The sequence below is a fragment of the Enterobacter sp. I4 genome, assembly GCF_022669095.1.
GTDB lineage: Bacteria > Pseudomonadota > Gammaproteobacteria > Enterobacterales > Enterobacteriaceae > Enterobacter > Enterobacter pasteurii.
Map to the genome: position 1 here is coordinate 2,534,908 of NZ_JALBUO010000001.1, position 22,799 is coordinate 2,557,706.

Below are 22,799 nucleotides of genomic sequence, written 5' to 3' on the forward strand. Positions count from 1 at the left end.
GTTATGAACAGCACAGACGCAGACAAACTTATCGACCTGCTTATTGGAGAAGCCGTTCTTTCACTTCTGAAGGAGCGAGGCTCCGTGACGTCCGGTGGGTTGATTAAGCGGCTGCGTGACATGCAGGCATATGAAACGGATCCCCGGCGGCGGGAGACGCTGGCGACGGTAATAGCTGAAATCAGCTCAGACACGGTCGCTTTTAATGGTCGCAGAACCGCGCAAGGACGAACAGAGAGAGAGGGAACTCTCCAGTCTAAACAAGACAATGTAGTGCCCTTATTTGGTAATGGAAAACCGTCCGATTCCAAAAAGATACATTGACTTCTTCTTCACAGCTACGGTGAGAACAAATGAGACAAAATATTCAGCTTCAACCCGAATACCATTCCGCCTTTTTAGATAGCGCGTTGTCGGAATATTTCCGCCACGCCGGCGATCGCTTTGCTGAAGAATCTGCCATTTTTTCAACTGCGGTACGTTGTGTTCTCGCATCCGAAGGTCATCTGACCAACAAGGCGATCATCCTCTGGCTGATCCAGACGCTGGAAACTACCGATGATGTCGTTAAGGCGGACGTGATCCGCAAGACGCTGGAAATCGTTGTCGGCTATACAATGGACGATCTGTAATTATCCCGCTTTGTTCCTGATACCACATCCTGAAGGCTCGCACAGCGAGCCTCTTGTTCTGACCACATATCATAGCCGCATAGCTCAGCAAAAGCGCAGGCGATCCAGCCCCCCATCAGGCCCGATTATTTTCCAGATAATCACGAAGCAGGTTCGGACGGCTCTGTTTCTCCATCATCCGTCGCAGCAGGGCCACCAGCTCGTAATCACTTCGCAGGTTAAACTTCTGCATCATCATATATTTGTGGGTAAAGACCGTTTTGTCGCTCATCTTTAGCGCGCTTGCGGTTTGCACAACCGAAAGCCCCCGGTAAAAATTCACCATAATACGAATCTGCTGCCGGGATAAATCCTTATGCCTGCACTCAAAGCAGGATTTTTTACGCCAGGCGTAGCCCGGTAACTGCGTCCTGAACCAGGCGATAAACAGAGCGCCGCAAATACGATCGAGCGATGCCCGGCGGGGGATGAAAATGATGTCCTGAAAGCAGGAGGGCAACGCGGTAAATCGCAGCTCATCGTCGACCATCCCAATCACAATCCCCTTTTGCCGGGACAGCAGCTCTGGAAAACAGGTCAGCGTCTCACCCTGGCATAATGAAAGGACGATGATATCGGCCTGGCTGACGTTGTCATGGGTCAGGTTGAGGGTAAAGCGGATACGATGATGAAAGTTATGCGCAAAAAAATCTTCGAAAAAATACCGTAGCCCCGCCTGGAAAAACAGATCGGTTTCCTGAATCAGAATCGTTAACATCGTTGATACCCACGTCATTTATGAAGGCTATTTACCGGCGCTCAGTTGTACTGCATCGTCATGACAACCACTGCACTGATGCTTCCCGGCGTGACGCCACCGGCCACGGATACCACCGAGGCCTGCATGGGCAGGGTCGCGGTTCCGTCTGCGGCAACGGTTTGGCTCATAGCGGAGCCTGTTCCCTTCAGCGTACCGGTTTCGGCGTCACGCATGGCAATCGCCACGCCGGTGGCCGAACCGCTGTTCCTGAAGTACTCCGCGCCCGCCACGGGATCGGGGGTGCCGGTAAACGAGACCGTCACGCCGCGCGTTCCCGACGGGCACCGGGTGAAGCGGAGGCTGAACGGCACCGGATCTGAGGCTGAGCCCGGCGTCGCCAGATTGGTTGCCTGGATATTGCCCAGATTAATATCCAGACTGTTATTTCCTTCATTAAAGATACACGGGGAGGCAACGATATTTCCGGTAACGCTGACGTTAACGCGCTCCCCTGCAAATACGCTACAGCTGATTAAGACGGCGGCGTGCGCAACCGTGCGCAGTATATTCATCGCTTTATCCATTACTGGTACGTTAAATCAAGGGTTGCTGATGCGTTAGCTCTACCGGTAGTAACAGTAGGCTGGGTCTGATAATAACGTGCGGTTACAGGAAAGGTTTCCTGACCACCAGCAGATCGTTTCAGAACAATTCGGCTGTTTAACTCTAGCGGGGCTCCATTGTATAATAATTGCACGCCGACACCTTTCGCCACATCCACATTCCCCTGTCCAGTCAAGGCTAATACGCTTCTGGCACCTGCGTCAGGGTTTTGCGCGCCCTGTAACATGACGTTGATATTAGCGTTGGTGTCGCAATCAAGGCCTAAATTCTGCGTATTTTGCGCGCCTGATGGAACTGTACCTACCGTACTTCCAAAATTCGCTGCTGAAATATCGCCTAAAGGAAAATTTAAATTAGGCGTTGTGATTGAACACGCCAGTTGAGTCACCTGATTACCTGTAAAGTTGACCACTAACGATTGAATTCCATCATCTCCATATGCCTTTGCCAGTAATCCAGAACCGATCGCGCCTGAGGTGATTTCGCCCGTCTTTATTAAAGTGACTTCCAGCGGAGCAACAACCGTGACTGTCGGTAATGATACTGAATACTGTCTGATTTTTGAAAAATACCAATCTGCAGACGTAAACCTCAAGCTAATCCCAACGCCGGGGACATTCGTATTATAATAGTTAGGTATTGCCGAAGGATTACTAAACTTAATCATCTCATACGTTATTGTCCCCGTGCCTGTACAATAATCGATATCACCCGTCCCATTGGTAATAAAACTACTTATCACGGTTCCTGTTGGCGCGTCACGTTGAACGTATACCGCGGGCTGCTGTATGTTAAGCGGTTGCGCTGGTTCAAATCCCTCTCCCTGATAGTTACAGTCTGCTTCAACAGGCACAGAACATAACCATAAGAATGAAGGAATAAATCGCCAACGCAGCCTATGTTTATTTTGATAACACATTATTCGTCCTCAACTACAATTAAAAGCAACGACAGAAATAGCGGTAAATTTATCTTTTTCATTGATTCTGTAGTTGACCCGACATTGCTCTGAATCTTCATTACCCCATTTCACCCACAACGTTCCGTTTGGGCTCAATCCAGTCAAATAAACCTGGCCTTTCTCCCCTACGATAAAACTGCTCTCGCTATTTGCGGCAGTCGCGATAGCGCCAAACGGTACAGGCTCTCCACCGCGGTGATGGAGCGTCATCAACACCCGCATACCCACTTTTGCTACATAATCCGCTCTTACCACCGCACCACGGGTCGGTATCACTGTCTTATTGGTCAGCTCCAGCTCCACGTCATCCGGGAGCGTATCGGTTCTCAGCGCCACGTCGTTCTTACGGTACGGCGTCAGGTTGCTCACTGCTGTGTACCCCCGCCAGTCGGTTTTTGCCCCGCTCTGATTCTGGATACTCACCCCTACCGCCCCGGGTGCTTTAACCAGCACACTGGTCTCACCCAGCGGTTGCGAGAAGGTAACCCCGTCGGCGTGGGCAATTATTCCACCCTGTAATCCATAGTTCAGACGATCGCTACCCTTGTCATAACCGTAGCCAGCATAGGCCTCACCATAGGTGCCTTTGAAATCAACGCTGGCGTTTCCGGTATAGCCCACGGCATCGGTTCCATGGCCTTGCTGCACGTTCCAGCTTAGGGCGTTGTTCTCAAGCGCAGTGCCGTTCAGTCCAACGCTGTGCGTAGTGCCGTTGTTCTTGCTGGCGTTTATGCTGTAGTTAACCCACGTACGCGGCAGTAAAGCCTCTAATGGGATGCTTACGCTCAATGCAATCTGCCGATCTTTGCCGTAGCGGGTTGTACGACTGTAGCTGTCGGTACTGCCATTTTTACTAAAGGTATAGGTGATTCCGTAGGTCACGCTCTGCCAGGCGTTGTTATACCCGGCGCCGTAAGACGCAATGGTTTTATCTGAATTCCAGTAATCTTCACGTACGGCGCTAAGCGTAAGCGCCCCCAGGCTCTGACCAATATTCTGGCTCATCGTCAGCTCAGCGCGGTTGCGACGGCGATTCTGTAATGCGCTATTGTCACTATAGTTATCCAGGACTTCCTGCATGCCGTAGTAGCCGCTGGTTGAATAGCGGTAGCCAGCAATGGCGAAATGGGTTCCCGTCCCGACAAAGTTCTTGCTGTAGCGAATACGCCAGGACTGCCCGCTGTTTCTCTGCATGTTCTGTAATGTTGACCACGCCTGGGTTACATCCGTTGAGAAGGCACCAAAGTCGCCCAGGTTTTTACCCATACCGGCAGCCAGAGAATGATATTTACTCGCCTCCTGGAGACCGCCGTACAGGGTCAGGCCATACGGCAAGCCGTAGATCCCGGTCAACTGGCTGAACAGGATTTGATCTGCATCGTTGTCAGAGGAGCGGTACTGGCCTCCGGTTATAGCAAACTTGAGGCGCCCCTCTCGCTGTAGTACCGGCAATGAAGCAAAGGCCACGCTGTAGCGCTGCTCGCTGCCGTCACTCTCTTTCACGGTGACATCGAGATCGCCCGCACTTCCAGTTGGATAGATGTCAGTAATTTCGAAGGCCCCGGGAGCCACGTCGCTCTGGTAAATCTGATAGCCATTCTGGTGAATGATCACCTGTGCATTGGTACGCGCAATACCGCGCACCACTGGGGCGTAGCCTTTCAATGAGTCCGGCATCATGTCGTCGTCAGAGGCAAGCTGCACGCCGCGAAAGGGAATACTGTCGTACACGTCCGCCTGAGAGGCACCGTCCCCGGTTGTGAGCTGCGCTTTTAGTGGAACGATCGCCCGCTGAGCGTAGACGTAGACATTGTCCCATTTTCGGTTTCCGTTGCTATCGCGGATCCAGGTGGCATAGTTGCGGATCCGCCATGGACCGACGTTAATTCCGGAACGCAGGTTGGCGTACAGGCTGCTAGCGTTGCTGCCATGTCCCCAGTTATTCGAGCCGCTTAGGCTGTAGTTAAGCAGCGCAGCGGCGATCCCCTCATCCCACATTTCTGGCGGCACGTATCCGCGTGCCTGCGCTGACAGCGCCGCCTGTGGAATACCGATCGCCAGTTGCTGTGCACTGAAAACGAGCTCGGTGGAAGCCTGAGGGATCGCCGATAGCTTTGCACATTCCCCCCCCGAAGCCAGATCGGGAAATAGTCCGGTTTTAATTCCCCAGCTGTTGAGCTGTGCCACGCTCAGGCAGGGCTGCAAAGTCGTCTCGCCTTCTGCATTTTTTACCGCGTCGAATTTGATCTCACGCGTATCGACAATCTGCCCGCCGATAAGAACATCAACCCGATACGTGCCGGGCAGCTGGGAGCCGGACTCAAACGCAGAGAGGTCAGCACCCTTCATGCCTGGATTATCAAGCTCAATCAACTCCGGGTTAAAATATTCATTTGCATAAGCAGCTGAAGCGAGCGCAGTAGCGATTAAACAAGCAAGGGCCGCCAGTTTAAATAAAACTGCCTGCTTATTAAGCTTATTCACCACGTTGCTCCATCCGGACGAAATATAGGTGTTCTGTCACAGCGCCTTTGAAAGGCTGGCGTTATGTGCCTTTCCGACACCACCGTAATCGTTTATAATTTTGAAGGTTACCGTTTCACCGGTAATACCTTTCGGCAAATCAAATTGCGCGCTAGCCCCTGGAAGCACATAGGTTACGTCCTCAAGCTTTTTACCATTGACGCTGATTTCATTGAAATTCATGACTACCTTCGTGGGGTTAATTACCTGAATCTGACTCCCGCTACGCCGCCAGGTTAAATTATCTGCCAGCTCTTCAGGAATGACCCCTTTCAGCGCAGATGGACGGTAAATCAGCTTAATGCGAGTTTTCACCGCTATTTGCAGCGCGTTATTTTTTCGCGACGCAGCAGGAATAGATTTGATGTTTAGCCAATAAAGTGACTCTTTATCCTGAGCAACTGAACCCGCTAATACGATACGCTCCACGTTCTGCTGCCCTTTATCAAGGCGATACAGCGGTGGCGTAATAATAAAAGGCGTTTTCTCAGCGCTCCCATTTTGCGATTCCACCCACGACTGAATTAAATAAGGCGATGAGTCCGGGTTAGTGACGCTAACAGAAGATTCCTTTTTATTGCCATCATAAACGACACGCGTCCCTCCAATTATCACGCCAGCATTTACCTCTGTAATACCGACAGAAAGAAACACGCAGGCAACGACAGTTTTACTCAGAAAATGCATTTTATTCCTCAATAACGAAGGGGCCGACCAGACCGGCCCCCCAAGGCTTCCGTCAGGAAAAATCAGTTATAGACGACGGAGAAATTAGCCACAGAATTTGCGGGGCCAGCCGTGACCGCTGACGCCGTTGAAACATACTGCGCGTAAAAGTTCAGCGTATTGTCAGCCGTGCTGCTGAGCGCGTAGGTATAGCCGTTGCTGCCGTGTAACGGCAGGTCGGCTTTGTCTGCCGTCATCAGGTTAATCGCCACCCCTGTTGCCGCGCCCGGCAGGGAGGTATCCACCGCCAGCAGGCTGGAATTGGTTAGATCCGGCGTACCGTCAAAACGTACTTTTGCACTGTTGACCGTCACCGGACAGTTTTTCAAAATAATATTGAACTGTGTTGCAGCCGTTCTGGCACCCGCTGCCGAGAATTCCGTTTTATTATAATCGCCCAATACCACTACCTGATTCTGCAATGCCACATCGACGTCGCAGGCGGAATCCAGAATATTACCGTTGAAATTAACGGTGCCGGCCGCGGCGAAAACGTTAGTCATGCTCAGTAAAGAACCTGCCGCAAACATTGCCATCATCAAATTTTTATTCATAGTGCTCTGTCCTGTGTCGCTTTTATTGACCACTTATATTCAGGCAAAAAAACATAATGCCCGTCGATGAGTTAAAATTTATACAACTCTATTTCGGCGCACAATCAATTTTAAGGTCTAGCTGTAGACCTCCGTTTAACAAAAACAAAACACATTCATGCAGAAATAACGTAAGATTCTTTTCCCCGGTCTACTTTTAGACCTGAGTTAAAAGATTTTATAATTCAATAAATTAATTCTGGAATACGGCCGAGTCTATAATTAGACCCGCTTAAAACGTTCCCTGACCTACTGTTTTTTAAGATAATTCTCTATACCGATCAAAAAATGATCGCACCAGTGAGTGAGGTCTCTTATGAACACCCGAATCGCGCCTGAGTCGGTCAAGGAAATATCGACGGTGGCTGGCGCTAAACCTGTTAAGCACATTGAAAAAATCATCGACAGCGTATTTCCCCATGCGGAACGACGCATTATGGCTAAAGGGGACGTTATTCATTATTACTCCGGCGAGATCCGCCTGTGCTTTTTGCTGTTACACGGCAGCGTTGCGCTGCACCGTCGCGGTGACGGCATCGTGTTAAATTCTGAATCTGCGCCATTTATTCTCGGCGTGAGCAGCCAGTTTTCTTCAGAACACCTGTACGTCCGGGCGCTGGAAACGTCCGAAGTGGCCAGCGTTTCGCTGGAGCGCTTTAACAGCGTGGTGGCGCAGCAAAATTTGTGGGAGCCTTTCTCGAACCTGCTGATCTATACCGCATCGCGCGTCTATGAGCATTGCGCCCAGATATCGCAGATGTCGGCCTACGACATTATCCGCTTTCAGCTCGTCGAGCTGATGCAGGAGCCGGAGGCAATAAGACAGAGTATTACCGCTGCGGCCTATATCAAAAGCCGGACCTACCTGTCGCGCAGCGGCATTATGCGGATCCTGGCGGAGCTGCGGACGGGAAAATACATCACCATGGAGCGTGGCGTGCTGATAGCGATCCATCACTTACCCCGCAGGTACTGACGCGCTATTTAGATCTGGTGAAGGCGTAAAAGAAGAGCGACACTATAGAGAGTTCAGTCTTTTTCCAGGTTTACGCTATGTTGTCTGATAAGCCATCGCATCGCGGATCTCCCTATGCAGAGGAGCTCATTTCTCACTTACGGCCGCACTGCACCCTGCACAAATCCGGGCCCGGCGAGCAGTTCGATCTCCAGGTCAACGGCCAGAGCATGTGTTATTTGATCCTTGAGGGTACCATCGCGATATACAGAAGAAGCGACAATATGATGCTGTCGACGGCCCGCAGCCCCGCCCTTTTTGGCCTCGCAAACCTGACTGACGTCTATTTCAACGATTATCTTCGCACGGTGACGCCCTGCCTGATCGGCGTGCTCACAACCGAGCGGGTAGCTGCAATCATCAAAGAGAACGCGTTGTGGGGGCTGCTCTCTAACCAGCTGATGTTCGTCTATAACCGCCTCTACCACAACGTTATGCCGAAAGGCGCGCCCACGGCGTACGAGATGATTCGCCAGCAGCTGATGAAGCTGATGGAGGAAGACGACAGCTACCGGCGCAGCGTGCCGGCGGAGAGGTATATCAGAGATAAAACCCAGCTGTCCCGCAGCGGCGTAATGCGCATTCTGGCCGACCTGAAAACGGGTGGATACATCGAAATGGAAGAAGGCAGGCTTATTAAAATCAACAAACTTCCCGCCAGATACTGAATGGCAGAGACAAAAAAGGCCGCTTAGCGGCCTTTTCTTCAGTGCTTAATGGACGTGAACGCCCAACCGCCAGGCAAAGTAGATCTCTTCTTTCAGCTCGTTTGAAGAGAGCGCCAGCAGGTCCGTAAACTCCAGCTCAAGCTGTTTCAGCTTTTTCAGGTACTGTGCCGGAGACAGGTTGCTGTTATCGCGACGTAAATATTCAATTGCCAGTCGTGTTGGGGTTATTTCAGTATCCATGATGTCCTCGCTTATGTATAAAACGCGACCAGTATATCACAACCGAGTGGCTAATTTTTGACCAAAAGCAAGACATCTGGAAACTTTACACAACTGCCGTCGTCAGCCTGGACGAACAGCACAGCCGCTCCTGCTCATCCAGAATATCAATCTGCCACACCTGATGACGGCTTCCGGCGTGCAGCGCGCGGCAGACGCCGCGTACGCGCCCGCTGCGAACGGAGCGGATATGGTTGGCATTAACCTCCAGGCCTACCACCTTCTGCTCCCCTTCCGTACACAGATAGCCCGCGACCGACCCCAGCGTTTCGGCCAGCACGACGGACGCGCCGCCGTGCAACAGGCCAAACGGTTGATGGGTTCGGCCGTCTACCGGCATCGTCGCTTCCAGCTCGTCGTCGCCAATGCGCGTGAAGCGGATGTCCAGCAAACCGACCATGTTCTCCGCGCCCATGGCGTTTAAGGCTTCCAGCGTGACCGCACGTTTCCAGATCATCCCATTATCTCCAGTAAAGCCTGCAACGGATGGCGTACGCCGTTACCCTCCACGCGTTTGACCTGACTGCGGCAGGAATACCCCGTCGCCAGACAGCGGTTGCGCGGCAGGCGCTGCATCGCCTGATGCCAGGACAGCTCATAAATACCGAGCGAGCTGGCGTGGTTTTTCACTTCATGCCCGTAGGTTCCGGCCATACCGCAGCAGCCCACGCTGACGCTTTCCAGCTTCGCGCCAAAGCGGGCAAAGATGGACGCCCACTGGGCAGGCGCCGTCGGCAGCGCGGTAACTTCGGTACAGTGCCCAAACAGATACCAGGGTTCACCGCTGGCTTCCTGAGGCGCCGTTTGTTCCAGCACCCCAGGCAGCCATTCGTGCACCAGCAGGACGTGAAAATCACCGCGCCTGTCGCCGAGCGTCTGCCTGTACTCATCCCGGTAACAGAGCACCAGCGCCGGATCGACCCCAACCATGGGCATGCCGAGCTGCGCCACGCGGTTCAGGAAGTCAGAGGTCTTGCGCGCGGTCTTCGCAAAGCGGGTCAGGAAGCCCTTAATGTGCTGCGCCTTGCCGTTCGGTGAGAACGGCAGCACGACCGGCTGATAGCCGATTTTTTCGGCCAGGCGGACGAAATCGGCCACCACCTGCGCGTCGTAATAGCTGGTAAACGGATCCTGCACCACCAGCACTACCTTCGCCTTCTGCTCCGGGCTTAACGCTTCCAGCTGTTCCAGGGTCATGTTCGCCGAGCGGTGTCCCACCAGCCGACGCTGCAACGATGGCGTTGACAGCAGCGGCAGATCCACCATGCCGATATGTTTTTCAGAGAGCCTGCGCACCAGCGGCTGATTGATAAAGAAATTAAAGGTCTTCGGCGCGCGCGCCATTATCGGCGCGTAGCTCTCCACCGTCGCCACCAGATGATCGCGCATCGGGCGCAGATAGCGCGTGTGGTACAGCTGGAGGAAGCGCGAACGGAACTCCGGCACGTCAATTTTAATCGGACACTGTGTCGAGCAAGCCTTGCACGCCAGGCAGCCGGACATCGCCTCTTTCACTTCGTGCGAGAAATCGTATTCGCCTTTATTCGCATGCCAGCTGTTGCGGGTGCGTTCGATAAGCCCGCGCAGGCTGGCGCGTTTTTCCGGCAGCTCCTGCTCCAGCCTGAGCGGATCGATGCCGCGATCGGCCAGCAGGCGCAGCCATTCGCGCACCAGCGTCGCACGCCCTTTCGGGGAGTGGATACGGTTGCTGGTGATTTTCATTGACGGACACATCGGGCTTTTCACATCGAAGTTGAAGCACAGCCCGTTGCCGTTACACTCCATTGCGCCGCGCCAGGAGGAGCGGACCGCAATCGGGATCTGGCGGTCATAGGTGCCGCGCTTAACGGCGTCTACCTGCAGCATGGGCGCATCAACGCCCTCCGGCGGGCAAATCTTACCCGGATTGAGGCGGTTATCCGGGTCGAACGCGGCTTTAACCTTGCGCAGCTCGGCGTAGAGCTGCTCGCCAAAGAACGCCGGGCTGTACTCGGCGCGGAAACCTTTGCCGTGCTCGCCCCACAACAAACCGCCGTATTTTGCGGTCAGGGCAACCACCTCGTCGGAGATCTCCTTCATCAGGATCTCCTGCTGCGGATCGCACATGTCCAGCGCCGGTCGTACGTGCAGCACGCCGGCGTCAACGTGTCCGAACATGCCGTAGCTCAGGCCATGGCCGTCGAGCAGGGCCCGGAACTCCACGATGTAATCCGCAAGGTGCTCCGGCGGCACGCAGGTATCTTCCGCAAACGGAATCGGCTTGGCCGCGCCTTTGGCGTTGCCGAGCAGCCCTACCGCCTTTTTACGCATCGCGTAGATACGCTCAATGCCGGAGAGATCGTTACACAGCTGCCAGCCAATTACGCCGCCTTCGCCCTGAGCAATCAGCTCGTCCAGACGCTGGCAGAGGGTATTTACCTGGCTCTCGATGAGCTCTGCGTCATCGCCGGCAAATTCGACGATGTTCAGGCCAAGCATCTCTTTATCCGGCACGTCGGTAATCAGTTCGCTCACCGAATGCCAGACGATATCTTCCCGCGCCAGATTCAGCACTTTTGAATCGACGGTTTCCACCGACAGCGCCCGCGCCTCCACCATAAACGGCGCGTTGCGCAGGGCCGAGTCAAAGGAGTTGTATTTGACGTTTACCAGGCGGCGCACCTTCGGCAACGGGGTGATGTCCAGCCGCGCTTCGGTGATAAAGGCCAGCGTGCCTTCTGAACCGGTCAGCACGCGGGTGAGATCGAACTGGCTGAGGTCGTCATTAAAGACGTGACGCAGGTCGTAGCCCGTCAGGAAGCGGTTGAGCTTAGGGAATTTTTCGAGGATCAGTTCGCGATTATCGCGGCAGCGCTCCAGCACGGTGCGATAAATGCGCCCGCTGGTGGTGCTCTCGTTTGCCAGCGTTTCGGCCAGCTCGACCGGCATCGGCCGGGTGTCGAGAATATCGCCCCCCAGCAGCACCGCCCGCACGCCCATGACGTGATCGGAGGTTTTACCGTAGACCAGCGAGCCCTGCCCGGAGGCATCGGTATTGATCATCCCGCCAATCGTCGCGCGGTTACTGGTGGACAGCTCCGGGGCAAAAAAATAGCCATACGGTTTTAAGAACTGATTCAGCCGATCTTTGATTACCCCCGCCTCCACGCGCACCCACCCCTCTTCAGGGTTGATCTCAATGATGCGGTTCATATAGCGGGACATATCGATGATGATGCCCTGATTCAGCGCCTGCCCATTGGTGCCCGTACCGCCGCCGCGAGGGGTAAAGACCAGAGTCGCGAAGCGCTCCTGGGACGCCAGGCGGGCGATGAGCGCCACATCGGCGGTAGAGCGCGGGAAAACGACGGCATCGGGAAGAAGCTGGTAGATACTGTTATCGGTCGCCATCGTCAGCCTGTCGGCGTAGCTGGTGGCGGTATCACCTGTAAAACCCTGTTGCTCCAGTGCCTGCAAAAAATTAAGCACCAGCTGAACGACGCCAGGTGCCTGAGAAATCTGTGGGATCATTACTGTCGACCCTAATTAGAGTGGTGGGAATCGTTTGCGTTGTATCACAACTTTTTATCACATTTTTTTCTTATACGCTCAGCAGAATTACAGGCAGAATTCGCCTGTCAAAAATCGCTGAGATCATTAATGATTAAAGAGATGCGGTTTACGTTCCCGCCAGCCAGGCTGGCGTTCTTTTAAGGAAAGTTTTATTTATGGTCAACCTTCGCCAGCCCAGGGATGTTGCGCAAATTTTACTGTCGGTGCTGTTCCTGGCCCTCATGATTATTGCGTGTCTGTGGATTGTTCGGCCTTTCGTGCTCGGCTTTGCGTGGGCCGCTACCGTGGTCGTCGCCACCTGGCCTTTACTCTTACGCTTGCAGAAGCTGCTGTTTGGTCGTCGCGGCCTCGCCGTGCTGGTGATGACGCTGCTGCTGTTCCTGCTGTTTATCATTCCCGTTGCGCTGCTGGTGAACAGCCTGGTTGATACCAGCGGCCCGGTCATTCGCGCGGTCACCAGCGGGGACATGACGCTGCCCGATCTCGCGTGGCTGAACAGCATTCCTGTGGTGGGCGCGAAGCTGTACAGCGGCTGGCACGGCCTGCTGGAGATGGGCGGCAGCGCCCTGATGGCGAAAGTGCGTCCGTACATCGGCACGACCACCACCTGGTTTGTGGGTCAGGCCGCCCACGTTGGCCGCTTTATGATGCACTGTGCGCTGATGCTGGTCTTTAGCGCCCTGCTCTACTGGCGCGGCGAGCAGGTTGCGCTGGGCGTGCGTCATTTCGCCACCCGACTGGCGGGTAAACGCGGCGACGCGGCGGTGCTGCTGGCCGCGCAGGCCGTGCGCGCGGTTGCGCTGGGCGTGGTGGTGACGGCGCTGGTGCAGGCGGTGCTGGGCGGTATCGGTCTGGCGATTTCCGGCGTGCCGTACGCCACGCTTTTCACCGTCATCATGCTGATGACCTGCCTTGCCCAGCTTGGCCCGCTGCTGGTGCTGGTCCCCAGCATCATCTGGCTTTACTGGACGGGTGACACCACGTGGGGCACGGTGCTGCTGGTCTGGAGCTGCGTGGTGGGCACCATGGATAACGTCATCCGTCCGCTCCTCATCCGCATGGGCGCCGACCTGCCGCTGATCCTGATCCTGTCCGGGGTTATCGGGGGGTTAATTGCCTTCGGCATGATTGGCCTGTTCATCGGTCCGGTTCTGCTCGCGGTGACGTGGCGACTCTTCTCCGCCTGGGTGCATGAGGTGCCGCCGCCGGGAACCGATCCGGACGTCATCTTAAGCGAACTTGAAGAGCTGGAAGACAAGAACGCGCAGTAAGGGTTTTGCCGGGCGGTATTGTGCCACCCGGCCTACACACTTCGCCACAATACTTAAACGACGCTAAACTATTTAATCTCTGCGCACTGGTCATACCCGCCTTTTCGCGCCTGATAACGCCGTTATCCTCAAGAAATCTTTACCTCTCTTTAACTATTGAGACGAATCCGATCGACTCAAAAAGTTGCCATGCCTACTATTAGGACACGGTTATAAATCAACACCTTGATTTATAAGCATGGAAATCCCCTGAGTGAAACAACGAATTGCTGTGTGTAGTCTTTGCCCATCTCCCACGATGGGCTTTTTTTTATCCTTTTTACGTTCAGGCGCGCGTGATATCGCAGCGGCTGAGCATCTGCCACTCGTCCGCCAGCTCCCGCGTCTCCCCGGTCACCTGCACCGTCACCACCTCGCGAATATCCGCTGAGGAGGCGCCAACCTGTAGCTCAAACTCCCCGGGCTCGACGATTCGCTTCCCGTCACGGCGCGTGAAGTTGAACATCTCCACGGGCAGGGTAAACGTCAGCGTGGCGGTTTCTCCCGGTGAAAGCGTGACGCGCTGGAAGGCCTTCAGCTCCTGAAGCGGGCGAACCTGCGTGGCGATCTTATCGCGCACATACACCTGCACCACTTCGCTGCCGCTGCGCTCGCCGGTATTGGTGATATCCACGCTTAGCATCACCTCTGCGCCAACGGGGACGCGGCTTTCCGCCAGGCGCGCCGCTCCCCAGCGGAACCGCGTCCAGCCGAGGCCGAAGCCAAACGGGTAGCGTGCGCCGAAATGGAACGCAAACGGCGTGCCGCCGCTTTTGAGCTTGTGGTTGTAGTAGTACGGCATCGCGCCGGCGCTTTTCGGTACGCTCACCACCAGCCTGCCCTGCGGTTCGGCGCGCCCGGTCAGCACATCGGCAATCGCCCAGCCCCCTTCCTGCCCCGGCGCCCAGGCCATCATCAGCGCGGCTACCTTATCCTCCAGCCCCTGGAGGTTATAGGGACGTCCGCCGGTCATGACGACGATCACCGGTTTGCCGGTTGCCACCAGCGCGTCAAGCAGCTGCTGCTGAACGCCCGGCAGGTTTAGCGAATCCGTGTCCGAGCCTTCCCCCACGGTGCCGCTCTGGAATAGCCCGGCGAGATCGCCGACGCAGGCTACCACCACGTCACTCTCTTTTGCGGCGCTTACGGCCTCGGGGATCAGGTCCGTGCGTCGGGAAACCGGCGATTGCTGCATCGGTTTACCGCCGCTGTCGCCCGGAAATACCGGCGCCCCCGCCATCCGTTTTTCAATAATGTGACACCCTTTAGCGTAACGAACCTGCGATGCGCCAAGGTACTGCTCCAGCGCCGCGCGCGGCGTCGTTACCTGTGAGGTTTCTTCAACCATATCGCTGATGATCAGGTGAACCGGGAAGCTGTAGCCGCTCAGCAGCGCCAGCGGATCGTCTGCCGTTGGCCCCACCACCGCTACCCGCGGTTTTCCGCTGAGCGGCAAAATGCCGTTATTTTCCAGCAGCGTTATTGATGCGGTGGCAACGTCACGCGCCACCCGTCGGGTAGCCTCGTTCTGCAAATCGATACCGTCTTCATCGGCGTACGGGTTTTCAAACAGCCCGAGGCGGAATTTTTCACCCAGCACCCGCGCCACAATCTCGTCCACCTTATCCATTGAGATCAGCCCGCGCTCTAGCGCCTCCGCCAGATGGCGCGCGCAGTCATCCTTCGGCAGTTCCACATCCAGCCCGGCGTTGAAGGCCAGCGCCGCCGATTCCGCCGGATCGTGAGAAATGCCGTGGTGCTGGTGCAGCAGGCTCACGCCGCCGTAGTCCGCCACGATAATGCCGTCGAAGCCCCACCGTTCGCGCAGCACGGTAGTCAGCAGGAAGTGGTCGCTGTGCCCGGGCTGATTATCAATATCGTGATAGGCAGGCATCACCGAACCGGCGTTTGCCAGCTTAACCGCCATTTCAAACGGCAGCAGGAAGGTATCATTGAGTTCGCTAAAGCCGAGATGGACCGGCGCGTGGTTGCGCGCCCCTTCGCTGAAGGAGTGGCCGACGTAGTGTTTCAGGGTCGCGAGCAGATCGCGCTTATCGCCCTGCAGGCCTTTTACGTACGCCGTGGCCATTACGCCGACCAGCCACGGATCTTCACCGAAGGTCTCCTCCGTGCGCCCCCAGCGCACGTCGCGGGAGACGTCCAGCACCGGGGCCAGCCCCTGCTGACAGCCGACGGAACGGGCCTCTTTGCCAATCTGCTCCGCCGCGCGCTGCACCAGCGCCGGATCCCATGTTGAACCGTAGTTCAGCGAGGACGGAAACAGCGTCGCCCCTTTGCACAGCAGCCCCACCAGGCACTCCTCGTGAAACAGCGCCGGAATGCCGAGCCGCGTCTCTTCCATCATCATTCGCTGCAGGCGATTGGCGGCACGCACGCCGGTTTTCGCATCCACAATGTGCGTCCCGAGCGGACGGGTGATTTGACCCACGCCCAGCTTCAGCCTTTCGCCGAGAGAGGCCTGTTCGCTTACGCCTGCAAACTCGTCGCTTAAGTCGCTGCGCTCGCGGTGGTTGCCGCTTTCGTCAAGGATCAGCCAGTACGCGTGCATCTGGGCAAATTTCTCTTCCGGCGTCATGCGCGCCAGCAAATCGGCGACGCGCTCGTGTACGGGACGTCCCGCGTCCTTGTAGATCACAGTCATGGTTTACTCCTGTAGTGCGGATTGAGTTGCCGGGCTGGGCTGCCCCGCATCGTTTCGAATGTCGCGCCTGCTGGCCAGCTCACGGGCAATGGAATCCACCAGCCTGCTGTTGAGTTTGTAGACGGCAAGGAGCGCCACCATGCAGAGGAACAGCGCGCAGGGGATCAGGGTGAACAGCGCGTTGATGGTTGCGAGCACGTGGGGCGCCTGGTTTGCCTGCCCCGGCGCGTAGTCCACCATGCCGAGCACCCAGCCGACCACGGCACCGCCCAGCGCCAGGCCAAACTTGATGGCAAACAGTGCGGTAGAAAAGACCAGCCCGTCCAGACGGCGGCCGCTACGATGCTCTTCGTAATCCACCACGTCTGAGAACATGGTCCATTGCAGCGGCGTGGTCAGGTTCTGAATAAAGCTAAAGACAATATTCAGTCCGAATATCAGCCACACCTGAGAAGGGGGAATGAAGAAAATCAGTGCGCCAAAAATAACGAAGGAAATAATGGTCCACTGGTAGGCGCGAACGCGGTCAAATTTCCCCAGCAGGCGTTCCGATAATAATGCCCCGCTCAGGGAGGCCACCATGCCGGAAACAATAAAGGCAAAGACCAGCTCCGGGCGCAGCAGAACATAGTTAACGTAATACATCGTGGCGGAGCCGCGCGTCACGACGGCGGTTAACAGTAAAATATTAAAGACAAAAACAATTCGCCACTGGCTGTTACCGGCCAGCAGTTTTAAATCCGTCAGCATCGAGCCGGAGGTATCATTACGCGGCGAGTAACGCTCCCGGGTCATAAAGAAGCAGCAGAAGAATAAAACAATGCCCAGCAGCCCCATCAGGCTCATGGCATAGAAATAGCCTTTCTGCACGTTGCCCTGACCTAATAAAGAGACCAGCGGCAGCGCGATAACCGTCACAATCAGCCCGCCGATAAACGACAGGCCAAAGCGCCAGGATTGCAGCGAATGGCGCTCGCGCGGGTCGAGCGTCAGCGCGCCGGGCATAGCGCAATAGGGCACGTTAATCGCGGAGTAGATCAGGCTCAGGATGGCGTACGTTACGCAGGCGTAGACAATTTTTGCCGTATCCCCGGCATCCGGCACATAGAAGGTAATAAGGCAGCTTACGCCAAACGGAATGGCAAACCACAGCAGCCAGGGGCGAAAACGGCCGTGGCGGGTCTGCGTCCGATCCACCAGCGCGCCAATACAGGGATCGACAAAGGCATCGACCACGCGCACCACTAAAAACATGGTGCCCATAATGGCCGCCGGTAAACCGAATACGTCCGTATAGAAATAAGCGAGAAATAACGTTGCCGTTTGCCAGACCAGCGCGCTGGCCATATCACCTAAGCCATAACCTATTTTATCTTTGGTACGCAGTACAGAGGAGATTGTCATTGTTATTTGCCTTTTTATCAGGTTAAAACGTATTTCAACCAGTTGCATATCGTCCCGAAGGCGGTACGCGGTAAGGCTCAAGTATTAGCAACGCATTGCTCGCTAACAATTGTCTAAATTAACAGATAAATTATGATATTTGGTTTTTTGTATTATTTGTGATGGTGAGCATATTCGCAGGAAAATAAAAAAGGCGAGGACATATATCCTCGCCTTATTCAGGTTAAGAAGGCCTTACTTGTTCAGCTCTGCCAGGCTCAGCCAGGTCTGCACCACGGTGTCCGGGTTCAGGGAGAGGCTATCGATCCCCTCTTCCATCAGCCAGGCCGCAAAGTCCTCATGGTCGGATGGGCCCTGACCGCAGATGCCCACGTATTTACCCTGCTTCTTCGCCGCGCGAATCGCCATGGAGAGCAGCGCCTTCACCGCCTCGTTACGCTCGTCGAACAGCTCAGAGACCACGCCGGAGTCGCGGTCCAGGCCGAGCGCCAGCTGCGTCATGTCGTTCGAGCCAATGGAGAAGCCGTCGAAGTGCTCCAGGAACTGCTCGGCCAGCAGGGCGTTAGACGGAATTTCGCACATCATGATGATCTTCAGCCCGTTCTCGCCGCGCTTCAGCCCCTGACGCGCCAGCTCGTCCACCACCGCTTTCGCCTGTTCCACGGTACGCACGAACGGGATCATGATCTCCACGTTGGTCAGCCCCATGTCGTTGCGCACGCGCTTCACCGCCTCGCACTCCAGCGCGAAGCAGTCGCGGAAGCTTTCCGACACGTAACGGCCTGCCCCGCGGAAGCCGAGCATCGGGTTCTCTTCTTCCGGCTCGTAGCGCTCGCCGCCCACCAGGTTAGCGTATTCGTTGGACTTAAAGTCCGACAGACGCACGATCACGCGTTTCGGATAGAAGGCCGCGCCGAGGGTGGCGATCCCTTCCGTAAGGCGACCGACATAAAACTCTTTCGGCGAGTCGTAGCCCTTCATCATCTCGCGGATTTCGTTTTGCAGCTTCGCGTCCTGGTCGTCGAACTCCAGCAGCGCGCGCGGGTGCACCCCGATCATGCGGTTGATGATAAATTCCAGACGCGCCAGGCCTACGCCTTCGTTCGGCAGGCAGGCAAAGTCAAACGCGCGGTCCGGGTTACCCACGTTCATCATGATCTTCAGCGGCAGATCCGGCATGGTGTCCACGCTGGAGCTTTTCACGCTGAAGTCGAGAATATCGGCGTACACGTAGCCGGTATCGCCTTCTGCGCAGGACACCGTAACCTTCTGGTCATCCTTCATGCGTTCGGTGGCATCGCCACAGCCGACCACCGCCGGGATCCCCAGCTCGCGGGCGATGATAGCCGCGTGGCAGGTACGGCCACCGCGGTTGGTGACGATAGCGGCCGCCTTCTTCATGATCGGTTCCCAGTCCGGGTCGGTCATGTCGGTGACCAGCACGTCGCCGGGCTGGATACGGTTCATTTCGCTGATGTCGTGGATCACCTTCACCGGACCGGCACCAATGCGATGTCCGATAGCGCGACCTTCGGCCACGATTTTACCCTGCGAATGAAGCGTGTAGCGCTCCATTACCTGACCGCGTGAACGGACGGTTTCCGGGCGCGCCTGCACGATAAACAGCTTGCCGGTGTTACCGTCTTTCGCCCACTCGATGTCCATCGGACGGCCGTAGTGTTTTTCAATCTGCACCGCCTGCTTCGCCAGCTCTTCCACTTCGGCATCGGTCAGGGAGAAGCGATCGCGCTGCTCCTGCGGCACATCTTCAATTTTCACCTGCTTGCCATGCTCCTGGGTCGGGGCATAGATCATGCGGATTTTTTTCGAGCCCATGGTACGGCGCACCACCGCCGGACGATTGGCCGCCAGCGTCGGTTTATGCACGTAAAATTCGTCAGGGTTCACGGCCCCCTGCACCACCATTTCACCCAGGCCCCACGCGGAGGTGATAAACACCACCTGGTCGAAGCCGGATTCCGTATCGATGGAGAACATCACGCCGGAGGAGCCCACGTCGGAGCGCACCATGCGCTGAACGCCGGCAGAGAGCGCAACGCCGCGATGGTCATAGCCCTGATGCACGCGATAGGAGATGGCGCGGTCGTTAAACAGCGAGGCAAAGACGTGCTTCACCGCCACCAGCACCGCATCATAGCCCTGGACGTTGAGGAAGGTTTCCTGCTGCCCGGCGAATGAAGCATCCGGCATATCCTCCGCGGTGGCGGAAGAGCGCACGGCAAAGGAGGCCTGCGCATCGTCAGCGGAGAGCTGGTTGTACGCGTCGTGAATGGCTTTTTCCAGTTCCGGCTGGAAAGGTGTGTCGATAATCCACTGGCGGATTTGCGCACCGGCTTTGGCAAGCTCGGTTACGTCATCAATATCCGTTTTATCCAGCAGGTCGTAAATGCGCTGGTTTACACCGCTCTGGTCTAAAAACAGGTTAAACGCGTCGGCGGTTGTGGCAAACCCGTTAGGTACGGAGACACCCATACCGGACAGATTTGTAATCATTTCACCCAGGGAGGCATTTTTGCCCCCAACTCTGTCTACATCATTCATGCCGAGTTGGTTATACCAAAGCACCAGCGGTGACGAGCCATTGTTGGACATCGAAACAATCCTTTTGTGATATTTGATCGGAGTAAGAAACACCTGACTACGTATTTATACTGGCATAATTATTTCCGCTAAAAAAACGGTGAATCGTGTAAGCAATTTAAATTTTCAACTTTTCGGACACTTTCCCTGCACTCGCTAACCCGATGATTCCTATAGATTCCGCCAAAAACCATAGAAATAAAGCCGCTATTCAGGAAATGAAATCCACTTTTCAGGAAAATCAAAAACACCATTTCATTTTAAATTCGGATAAGTTCTTTGCTGTGCAATTCACTTTTTTAATTTATGCTTTCAGGCAATTACGTACGCTATTCAGGGTGGATAAAATGGATAATGCTGTCGATCGCCACGTTTTTTATATTTCTGATGGGACGGCGATCACCGCCGAGGTGCTGGGACACGCGGTGATGTCGCAATTCCCGGTGTCGATAAACAGCATCACGCTGCCGTTTGTGGAAAACGAGAGCCGGGCCAGAGCGGTGAAGGACCAGATTGACGCCATTTACCAGCAGACCGGCGTTCGCCCGCTGGTGTTCTACTCCATCGTGATTCCCGAGATCCGCAACATCATTCTGCAAAGCGAAGGCTTCTGTCAGGATATCGTGCAGGCGCTGGTTGCGCCGCTGCAAAGCGAGCTGAAGCTCGACCCGACGCCGATTGCCCACCGTACCCACGGGCTGAACCCCGGAAACCTGACTAAATACGATGCCCGCATTGCCGCCATTGACTACACCCTGGCGCACGACGACGGGATCTCGCTGCGTAATCTGGATCAGGCGCAGGTCATTTTGCTCGGCGTGTCGCGCTGCGGTAAAACGCCTACCAGCCTCTACCTGGCGATGCAGTTTGGCATTCGCGCCGCTAACTACCCCTTTATTGCCGATGACATGGACAACCTGGTGCTGCCCGCCGCGCTCAAGCCGCTCCAGCACAAGCTGTTTGGCCTGACCATCAACCCGGAACGGCTGGCGGCGATCCGCGAGGAGCGCCGGGAGAACAGCCGCTACGCGTCGATGCGCCAGTGTCGAATGGAGGTCTCCGAAGTGGAAGCGCTGTACCGGAAAAATCAGATTCCGTGGCTGAACAGCACCAACTATTCGGTAGAAGAAATTGCCACCAAGATCCTCGATATTATGGGCCTGAATCGCCGCATGTACTAATATGCTAGTACATTAATCCAGTTTCAGTTATTATGCTGCTTATTCCCGGGGCGGCGCGCCCCGAACTTGAAATCAGCAGGGATTGGTTTAAGGTGATGCCCATCACTTCCCGGTAGTCTGCCGATGAAGCAAAAAATTTCTGAGACATTCCATGAACAAAACCGACGAACTGCGCACTGCGCGCATCGATAGCCTGGTCACACCGGCTGAACTGGCCCGGCTGCACCCCGTCTCCGCAGAGGTTGCGGAACACGTGACGGCCTCCCGTCGCCGTATCGAAAAAATCCTCAATGGTGAAGACAAGCGTCTCCTGGTCGTGATTGGCCCCTGCTCCATTCACGATCTGGATGCGGCCGTAGATTATGCCAAACGCCTTCAGGCTCTGCGTGAAAAGTATCAGGATCGCCTTGAGATCGTGATGCGCACCTACTTTGAAAAACCGCGAACCGTCGTGGGCTGGAAAGGGTTAATTTCCGATCCCGATCTTAACGGCAGCTATCGGGTGAACCACGGGATTGCCCTGGCGCGCAGGCTGCTGCTGCAGGTCAACGAGCTGGGCGTGCCGACCGCCACCGAATTTCTGGATATGGTGACCGGGCAGTTTATCGCCGACCTCATCAGCTGGGGCGCGATTGGCGCCCGCACGACCGAAAGCCAGATCCACCGTGAAATGGCGTCGGCTCTCTCCTGCCCGGTGGGCTTCAAGAACGGTACCGACGGCAACACCCGTATCGCGGTGGATGCGATCCGCGCGGCGCGCGCCAGCCATATGTTCCTCTCGCCGGATAAAAACGGTCAGATGACCATCTACCAGACCAGCGGCAACCCGTACGGGCACATCATCATGCGCGGCGGTAAAAAGCCGAATTACCACGCGCAGGATATCGCCGCCGCCTGCGAAACGCTGGCGGAATTTGACCTGCCGGAGCACCTGGTGGTGGACTTCAGCCACGGCAACTGCCAGAAACAGCACCGCCGCCAGCTGGACGTCTGCGATGAGATCTGCCAGCAGATCCGCAGCGGCTCGACCGCCATTGCGGGGATTATGGCGGAGAGCTTTATCAAGGAAGGCACCCAGAAGATCGTGGCCGGTCAGCAGATGGTGTACGGCCAGTCGATTACCGACCCGTGCCTGAGCTGGGAAGACAGCGAGCTGCTGCTGGAGAAGCTGGCTGCGGCGGTTGATTCTCGATTTTAAACTCTTGCCGGGTGGCGGCTATGCTTAACACCCTTCTCCCTCTCCCCGTGGGAGAGGGTTGGGGTGAGGGCATCAGGCCGCATCTCTTCCCCCCAAATTTGATCCCGTCACACAATTTTCACAAAAATGCT

At 55.7% G+C, this 22,799-nt stretch carries 19 protein-coding genes and 1 other RNA gene; 8 read left to right on the forward strand and 12 right to left on the reverse strand.

Going from position 1 to position 22,799, the window contains the following annotated elements:
* Positions 1–3 precede the first annotated feature (3 nt).
* Together MOQ06_RS12030 and MOQ06_RS12035 are read left to right on the forward strand one after the other, a co-directional pair.
* The gene (locus tag MOQ06_RS12030) at positions 4–324 is read left to right on the forward strand and encodes a hypothetical protein (RefSeq protein WP_242173125.1); all 321 of its coding nucleotides are present in this window, start codon (positions 4–6) and stop codon (positions 322–324) included.
* Between the two features lie 29 nt (positions 325–353).
* Positions 354–632, forward strand: a complete 279-nt coding sequence (locus MOQ06_RS12035) for a biofilm/acid-resistance regulator YmgB/AriR (protein ID WP_022647868.1) — start codon at positions 354–356, stop codon at positions 630–632.
* Positions 633–747: 115 nt separating this feature from the next.
* Here the strand turns inward: MOQ06_RS12035 and MOQ06_RS12040 are convergent, their stop codons facing one another.
* From MOQ06_RS12040 to MOQ06_RS12065, 6 genes are all read right to left on the reverse strand, one after another.
* A complete protein-coding gene (locus MOQ06_RS12040) occupies positions 748–1,389 on the reverse strand; it encodes a LuxR C-terminal-related transcriptional regulator (RefSeq protein ID WP_242173128.1) in 642 nt (213 codons plus the stop codon).
* A gap of 41 nt (positions 1,390–1,430) precedes the next feature.
* The gene (locus MOQ06_RS12045; protein WP_242173130.1) at positions 1,431–1,943 is read right to left on the reverse strand and encodes a fimbrial protein; all 513 of its coding nucleotides are present in this window, start codon (positions 1,941–1,943) and stop codon (positions 1,431–1,433) included.
* A gap of 11 nt (positions 1,944–1,954) precedes the next feature.
* A complete protein-coding gene (locus MOQ06_RS12050; RefSeq protein WP_242173132.1) occupies positions 1,955–2,914 on the reverse strand; it encodes a fimbrial protein in 960 nt (319 codons plus the stop codon).
* Positions 2,915–2,923: 9 nt separating this feature from the next.
* A complete protein-coding gene (locus MOQ06_RS12055; protein ID WP_277932266.1) occupies positions 2,924–5,404 on the reverse strand; it encodes a fimbria/pilus outer membrane usher protein in 2,481 nt (826 codons plus the stop codon).
* A gap of 72 nt (positions 5,405–5,476) precedes the next feature.
* Positions 5,477–6,166, reverse strand: coding sequence for a molecular chaperone (locus tag MOQ06_RS12060; RefSeq protein ID WP_242173136.1), 690 nt, complete (start codon positions 6,164–6,166; stop codon positions 5,477–5,479).
* 62 nt (positions 6,167–6,228) lie between these two features.
* The gene (locus MOQ06_RS12065) at positions 6,229–6,759 is read right to left on the reverse strand and encodes a fimbrial protein (RefSeq protein ID WP_242173138.1); all 531 of its coding nucleotides are present in this window, start codon (positions 6,757–6,759) and stop codon (positions 6,229–6,231) included.
* 355 nt (positions 6,760–7,114) lie between these two features.
* Between MOQ06_RS12065 and MOQ06_RS12070 the strand changes: the two genes are divergently transcribed.
* Together MOQ06_RS12070 and MOQ06_RS12075 are read left to right on the forward strand one after the other, a co-directional pair.
* Entirely contained in the window at positions 7,115–7,774 is a 660-nt protein-coding gene (locus MOQ06_RS12070) for a winged helix-turn-helix transcriptional regulator (RefSeq protein WP_176610547.1), read from the forward strand.
* A 77-nt stretch (positions 7,775–7,851) separates the two neighbouring features.
* Positions 7,852–8,481 (forward strand): helix-turn-helix domain-containing protein, encoded by a 630-nt coding sequence (locus MOQ06_RS12075; RefSeq protein WP_193356231.1) that lies wholly within the window; start codon positions 7,852–7,854, stop codon positions 8,479–8,481.
* A gap of 45 nt (positions 8,482–8,526) precedes the next feature.
* On the opposite strand, the gene MOQ06_RS12080 is transcribed toward MOQ06_RS12075, so the two are convergent.
* From MOQ06_RS12080 to MOQ06_RS12090, 3 genes are all read right to left on the reverse strand, one after another.
* Entirely contained in the window at positions 8,527–8,721 is a 195-nt protein-coding gene (locus MOQ06_RS12080; protein ID WP_148419009.1) for a YdiH family protein, read from the reverse strand.
* A gap of 85 nt (positions 8,722–8,806) precedes the next feature.
* Complete coding sequence (gene menI / locus MOQ06_RS12085) at positions 8,807–9,217, reverse strand: 1,4-dihydroxy-2-naphthoyl-CoA hydrolase (RefSeq protein WP_176610549.1); 411 nt, start codon at positions 9,215–9,217, stop codon at positions 8,807–8,809.
* Entirely contained in the window at positions 9,214–12,270 is a 3,057-nt protein-coding gene (locus MOQ06_RS12090; RefSeq protein WP_242173140.1) for an FAD-binding and (Fe-S)-binding domain-containing protein, read from the reverse strand. The genes menI and MOQ06_RS12090 overlap by 4 nt, the downstream gene beginning before the upstream one ends.
* Positions 12,271–12,467: 197 nt before the next feature.
* Here MOQ06_RS12090 and ydiK point away from each other — a divergent pair, with 197 nt between their 5' ends.
* Positions 12,468–13,583: an AI-2E family transporter YdiK gene (ydiK, locus tag MOQ06_RS12095; RefSeq protein WP_148419014.1), complete on the forward strand. Its 1,116-nt coding sequence runs from the start codon at positions 12,468–12,470 to the stop codon at positions 13,581–13,583.
* Between the two features lie 206 nt (positions 13,584–13,789).
* Positions 13,790–13,897, forward strand: an RNA gene (rprA, locus tag MOQ06_RS12100) — antisense sRNA RprA.
* An 11-nt stretch (positions 13,898–13,908) separates the two neighbouring features.
* Here rprA and MOQ06_RS12105 read toward each other — a convergent pair.
* From MOQ06_RS12105 to ppsA, 3 genes are all read right to left on the reverse strand, one after another.
* Positions 13,909–16,284 (reverse strand): glycoside hydrolase family 3 N-terminal domain-containing protein, encoded by a 2,376-nt coding sequence (locus tag MOQ06_RS12105; protein WP_242173142.1) that lies wholly within the window; start codon positions 16,282–16,284, stop codon positions 13,909–13,911.
* Between the two features lie 3 nt (positions 16,285–16,287).
* Positions 16,288–17,688: an MFS transporter gene (locus MOQ06_RS12110; protein ID WP_193356235.1), complete on the reverse strand. Its 1,401-nt coding sequence runs from the start codon at positions 17,686–17,688 to the stop codon at positions 16,288–16,290.
* A 234-nt stretch (positions 17,689–17,922) separates the two neighbouring features.
* Positions 17,923–20,301 carry a phosphoenolpyruvate synthase gene (gene ppsA, locus MOQ06_RS12115; protein ID WP_148419020.1) on the reverse strand — a complete coding sequence of 793 codons (2,379 nt, stop codon included), beginning with the start codon at positions 20,299–20,301 and terminating at the stop codon, positions 17,923–17,925.
* A 335-nt stretch (positions 20,302–20,636) separates the two neighbouring features.
* Here ppsA and ppsR point away from each other — a divergent pair, with 335 nt between their 5' ends.
* Positions 20,637–21,470: a posphoenolpyruvate synthetase regulatory kinase/phosphorylase PpsR gene (ppsR, locus tag MOQ06_RS12120; protein ID WP_023620693.1), complete on the forward strand. Its 834-nt coding sequence runs from the start codon at positions 20,637–20,639 to the stop codon at positions 21,468–21,470.
* Positions 21,471–21,621: 151 nt separating this feature from the next.
* Positions 21,622–22,668: a 3-deoxy-7-phosphoheptulonate synthase AroH gene (gene aroH, locus MOQ06_RS12125; RefSeq protein ID WP_176610554.1), complete on the forward strand. Its 1,047-nt coding sequence runs from the start codon at positions 21,622–21,624 to the stop codon at positions 22,666–22,668.
* The last annotated feature ends 131 nt before the right edge of the window (positions 22,669–22,799 follow it).

What these genes read in the sequence shown, in the direction of transcription:
- MOQ06_RS12030 (WP_242173125.1), top strand. Translation starts at nt 4, where the DNA reads ATGAACAGCACAGACGCAGACAAACTTATCGACCTGCTTATTGGAGAA.
- MOQ06_RS12035 (WP_022647868.1), top strand. Translation starts at nt 354, where the DNA reads ATGAGACAAAATATTCAGCTTCAACCCGAATACCATTCCGCCTTTTTA.
- MOQ06_RS12040 (WP_242173128.1), bottom strand. Translation starts at nt 1,389, where the DNA reads ATGTTAACGATTCTGATTCAGGAAACCGATCTGTTTTTCCAGGCGGGG.
- MOQ06_RS12045 (WP_242173130.1), bottom strand. Translation starts at nt 1,943, where the DNA reads ATGAATATACTGCGCACGGTTGCGCACGCCGCCGTCTTAATCAGCTGT.
- MOQ06_RS12050 (WP_242173132.1), bottom strand. Translation starts at nt 2,914, where the DNA reads ATGTGTTATCAAAATAAACATAGGCTGCGTTGGCGATTTATTCCTTCA.
- MOQ06_RS12060 (WP_242173136.1), bottom strand. Translation starts at nt 6,166, where the DNA reads ATGCATTTTCTGAGTAAAACTGTCGTTGCCTGCGTGTTTCTTTCTGTC.
- MOQ06_RS12065 (WP_242173138.1), bottom strand. Translation starts at nt 6,759, where the DNA reads ATGAATAAAAATTTGATGATGGCAATGTTTGCGGCAGGTTCTTTACTG.
- MOQ06_RS12070 (WP_176610547.1), top strand. Translation starts at nt 7,115, where the DNA reads ATGAACACCCGAATCGCGCCTGAGTCGGTCAAGGAAATATCGACGGTG.
- MOQ06_RS12075 (WP_193356231.1), top strand. Translation starts at nt 7,852, where the DNA reads ATGTTGTCTGATAAGCCATCGCATCGCGGATCTCCCTATGCAGAGGAG.
- MOQ06_RS12080 (WP_148419009.1), bottom strand. Translation starts at nt 8,721, where the DNA reads ATGGATACTGAAATAACCCCAACACGACTGGCAATTGAATATTTACGT.
- menI (WP_176610549.1), bottom strand. Translation starts at nt 9,217, where the DNA reads ATGATCTGGAAACGTGCGGTCACGCTGGAAGCCTTAAACGCCATGGGC.
- MOQ06_RS12090 (WP_242173140.1), bottom strand. Translation starts at nt 12,270, where the DNA reads ATGATCCCACAGATTTCTCAGGCACCTGGCGTCGTTCAGCTGGTGCTT.
- ydiK (WP_148419014.1), top strand. Translation starts at nt 12,468, where the DNA reads ATGGTCAACCTTCGCCAGCCCAGGGATGTTGCGCAAATTTTACTGTCG.
- MOQ06_RS12105 (WP_242173142.1), bottom strand. Translation starts at nt 16,284, where the DNA reads ATGACTGTGATCTACAAGGACGCGGGACGTCCCGTACACGAGCGCGTC.
- MOQ06_RS12110 (WP_193356235.1), bottom strand. Translation starts at nt 17,688, where the DNA reads ATGACAATCTCCTCTGTACTGCGTACCAAAGATAAAATAGGTTATGGC.
- ppsA (WP_148419020.1), bottom strand. Translation starts at nt 20,301, where the DNA reads ATGTCCAACAATGGCTCGTCACCGCTGGTGCTTTGGTATAACCAACTC.
- ppsR (WP_023620693.1), top strand. Translation starts at nt 20,637, where the DNA reads ATGGATAATGCTGTCGATCGCCACGTTTTTTATATTTCTGATGGGACG.
- aroH (WP_176610554.1), top strand. Translation starts at nt 21,622, where the DNA reads ATGAACAAAACCGACGAACTGCGCACTGCGCGCATCGATAGCCTGGTC.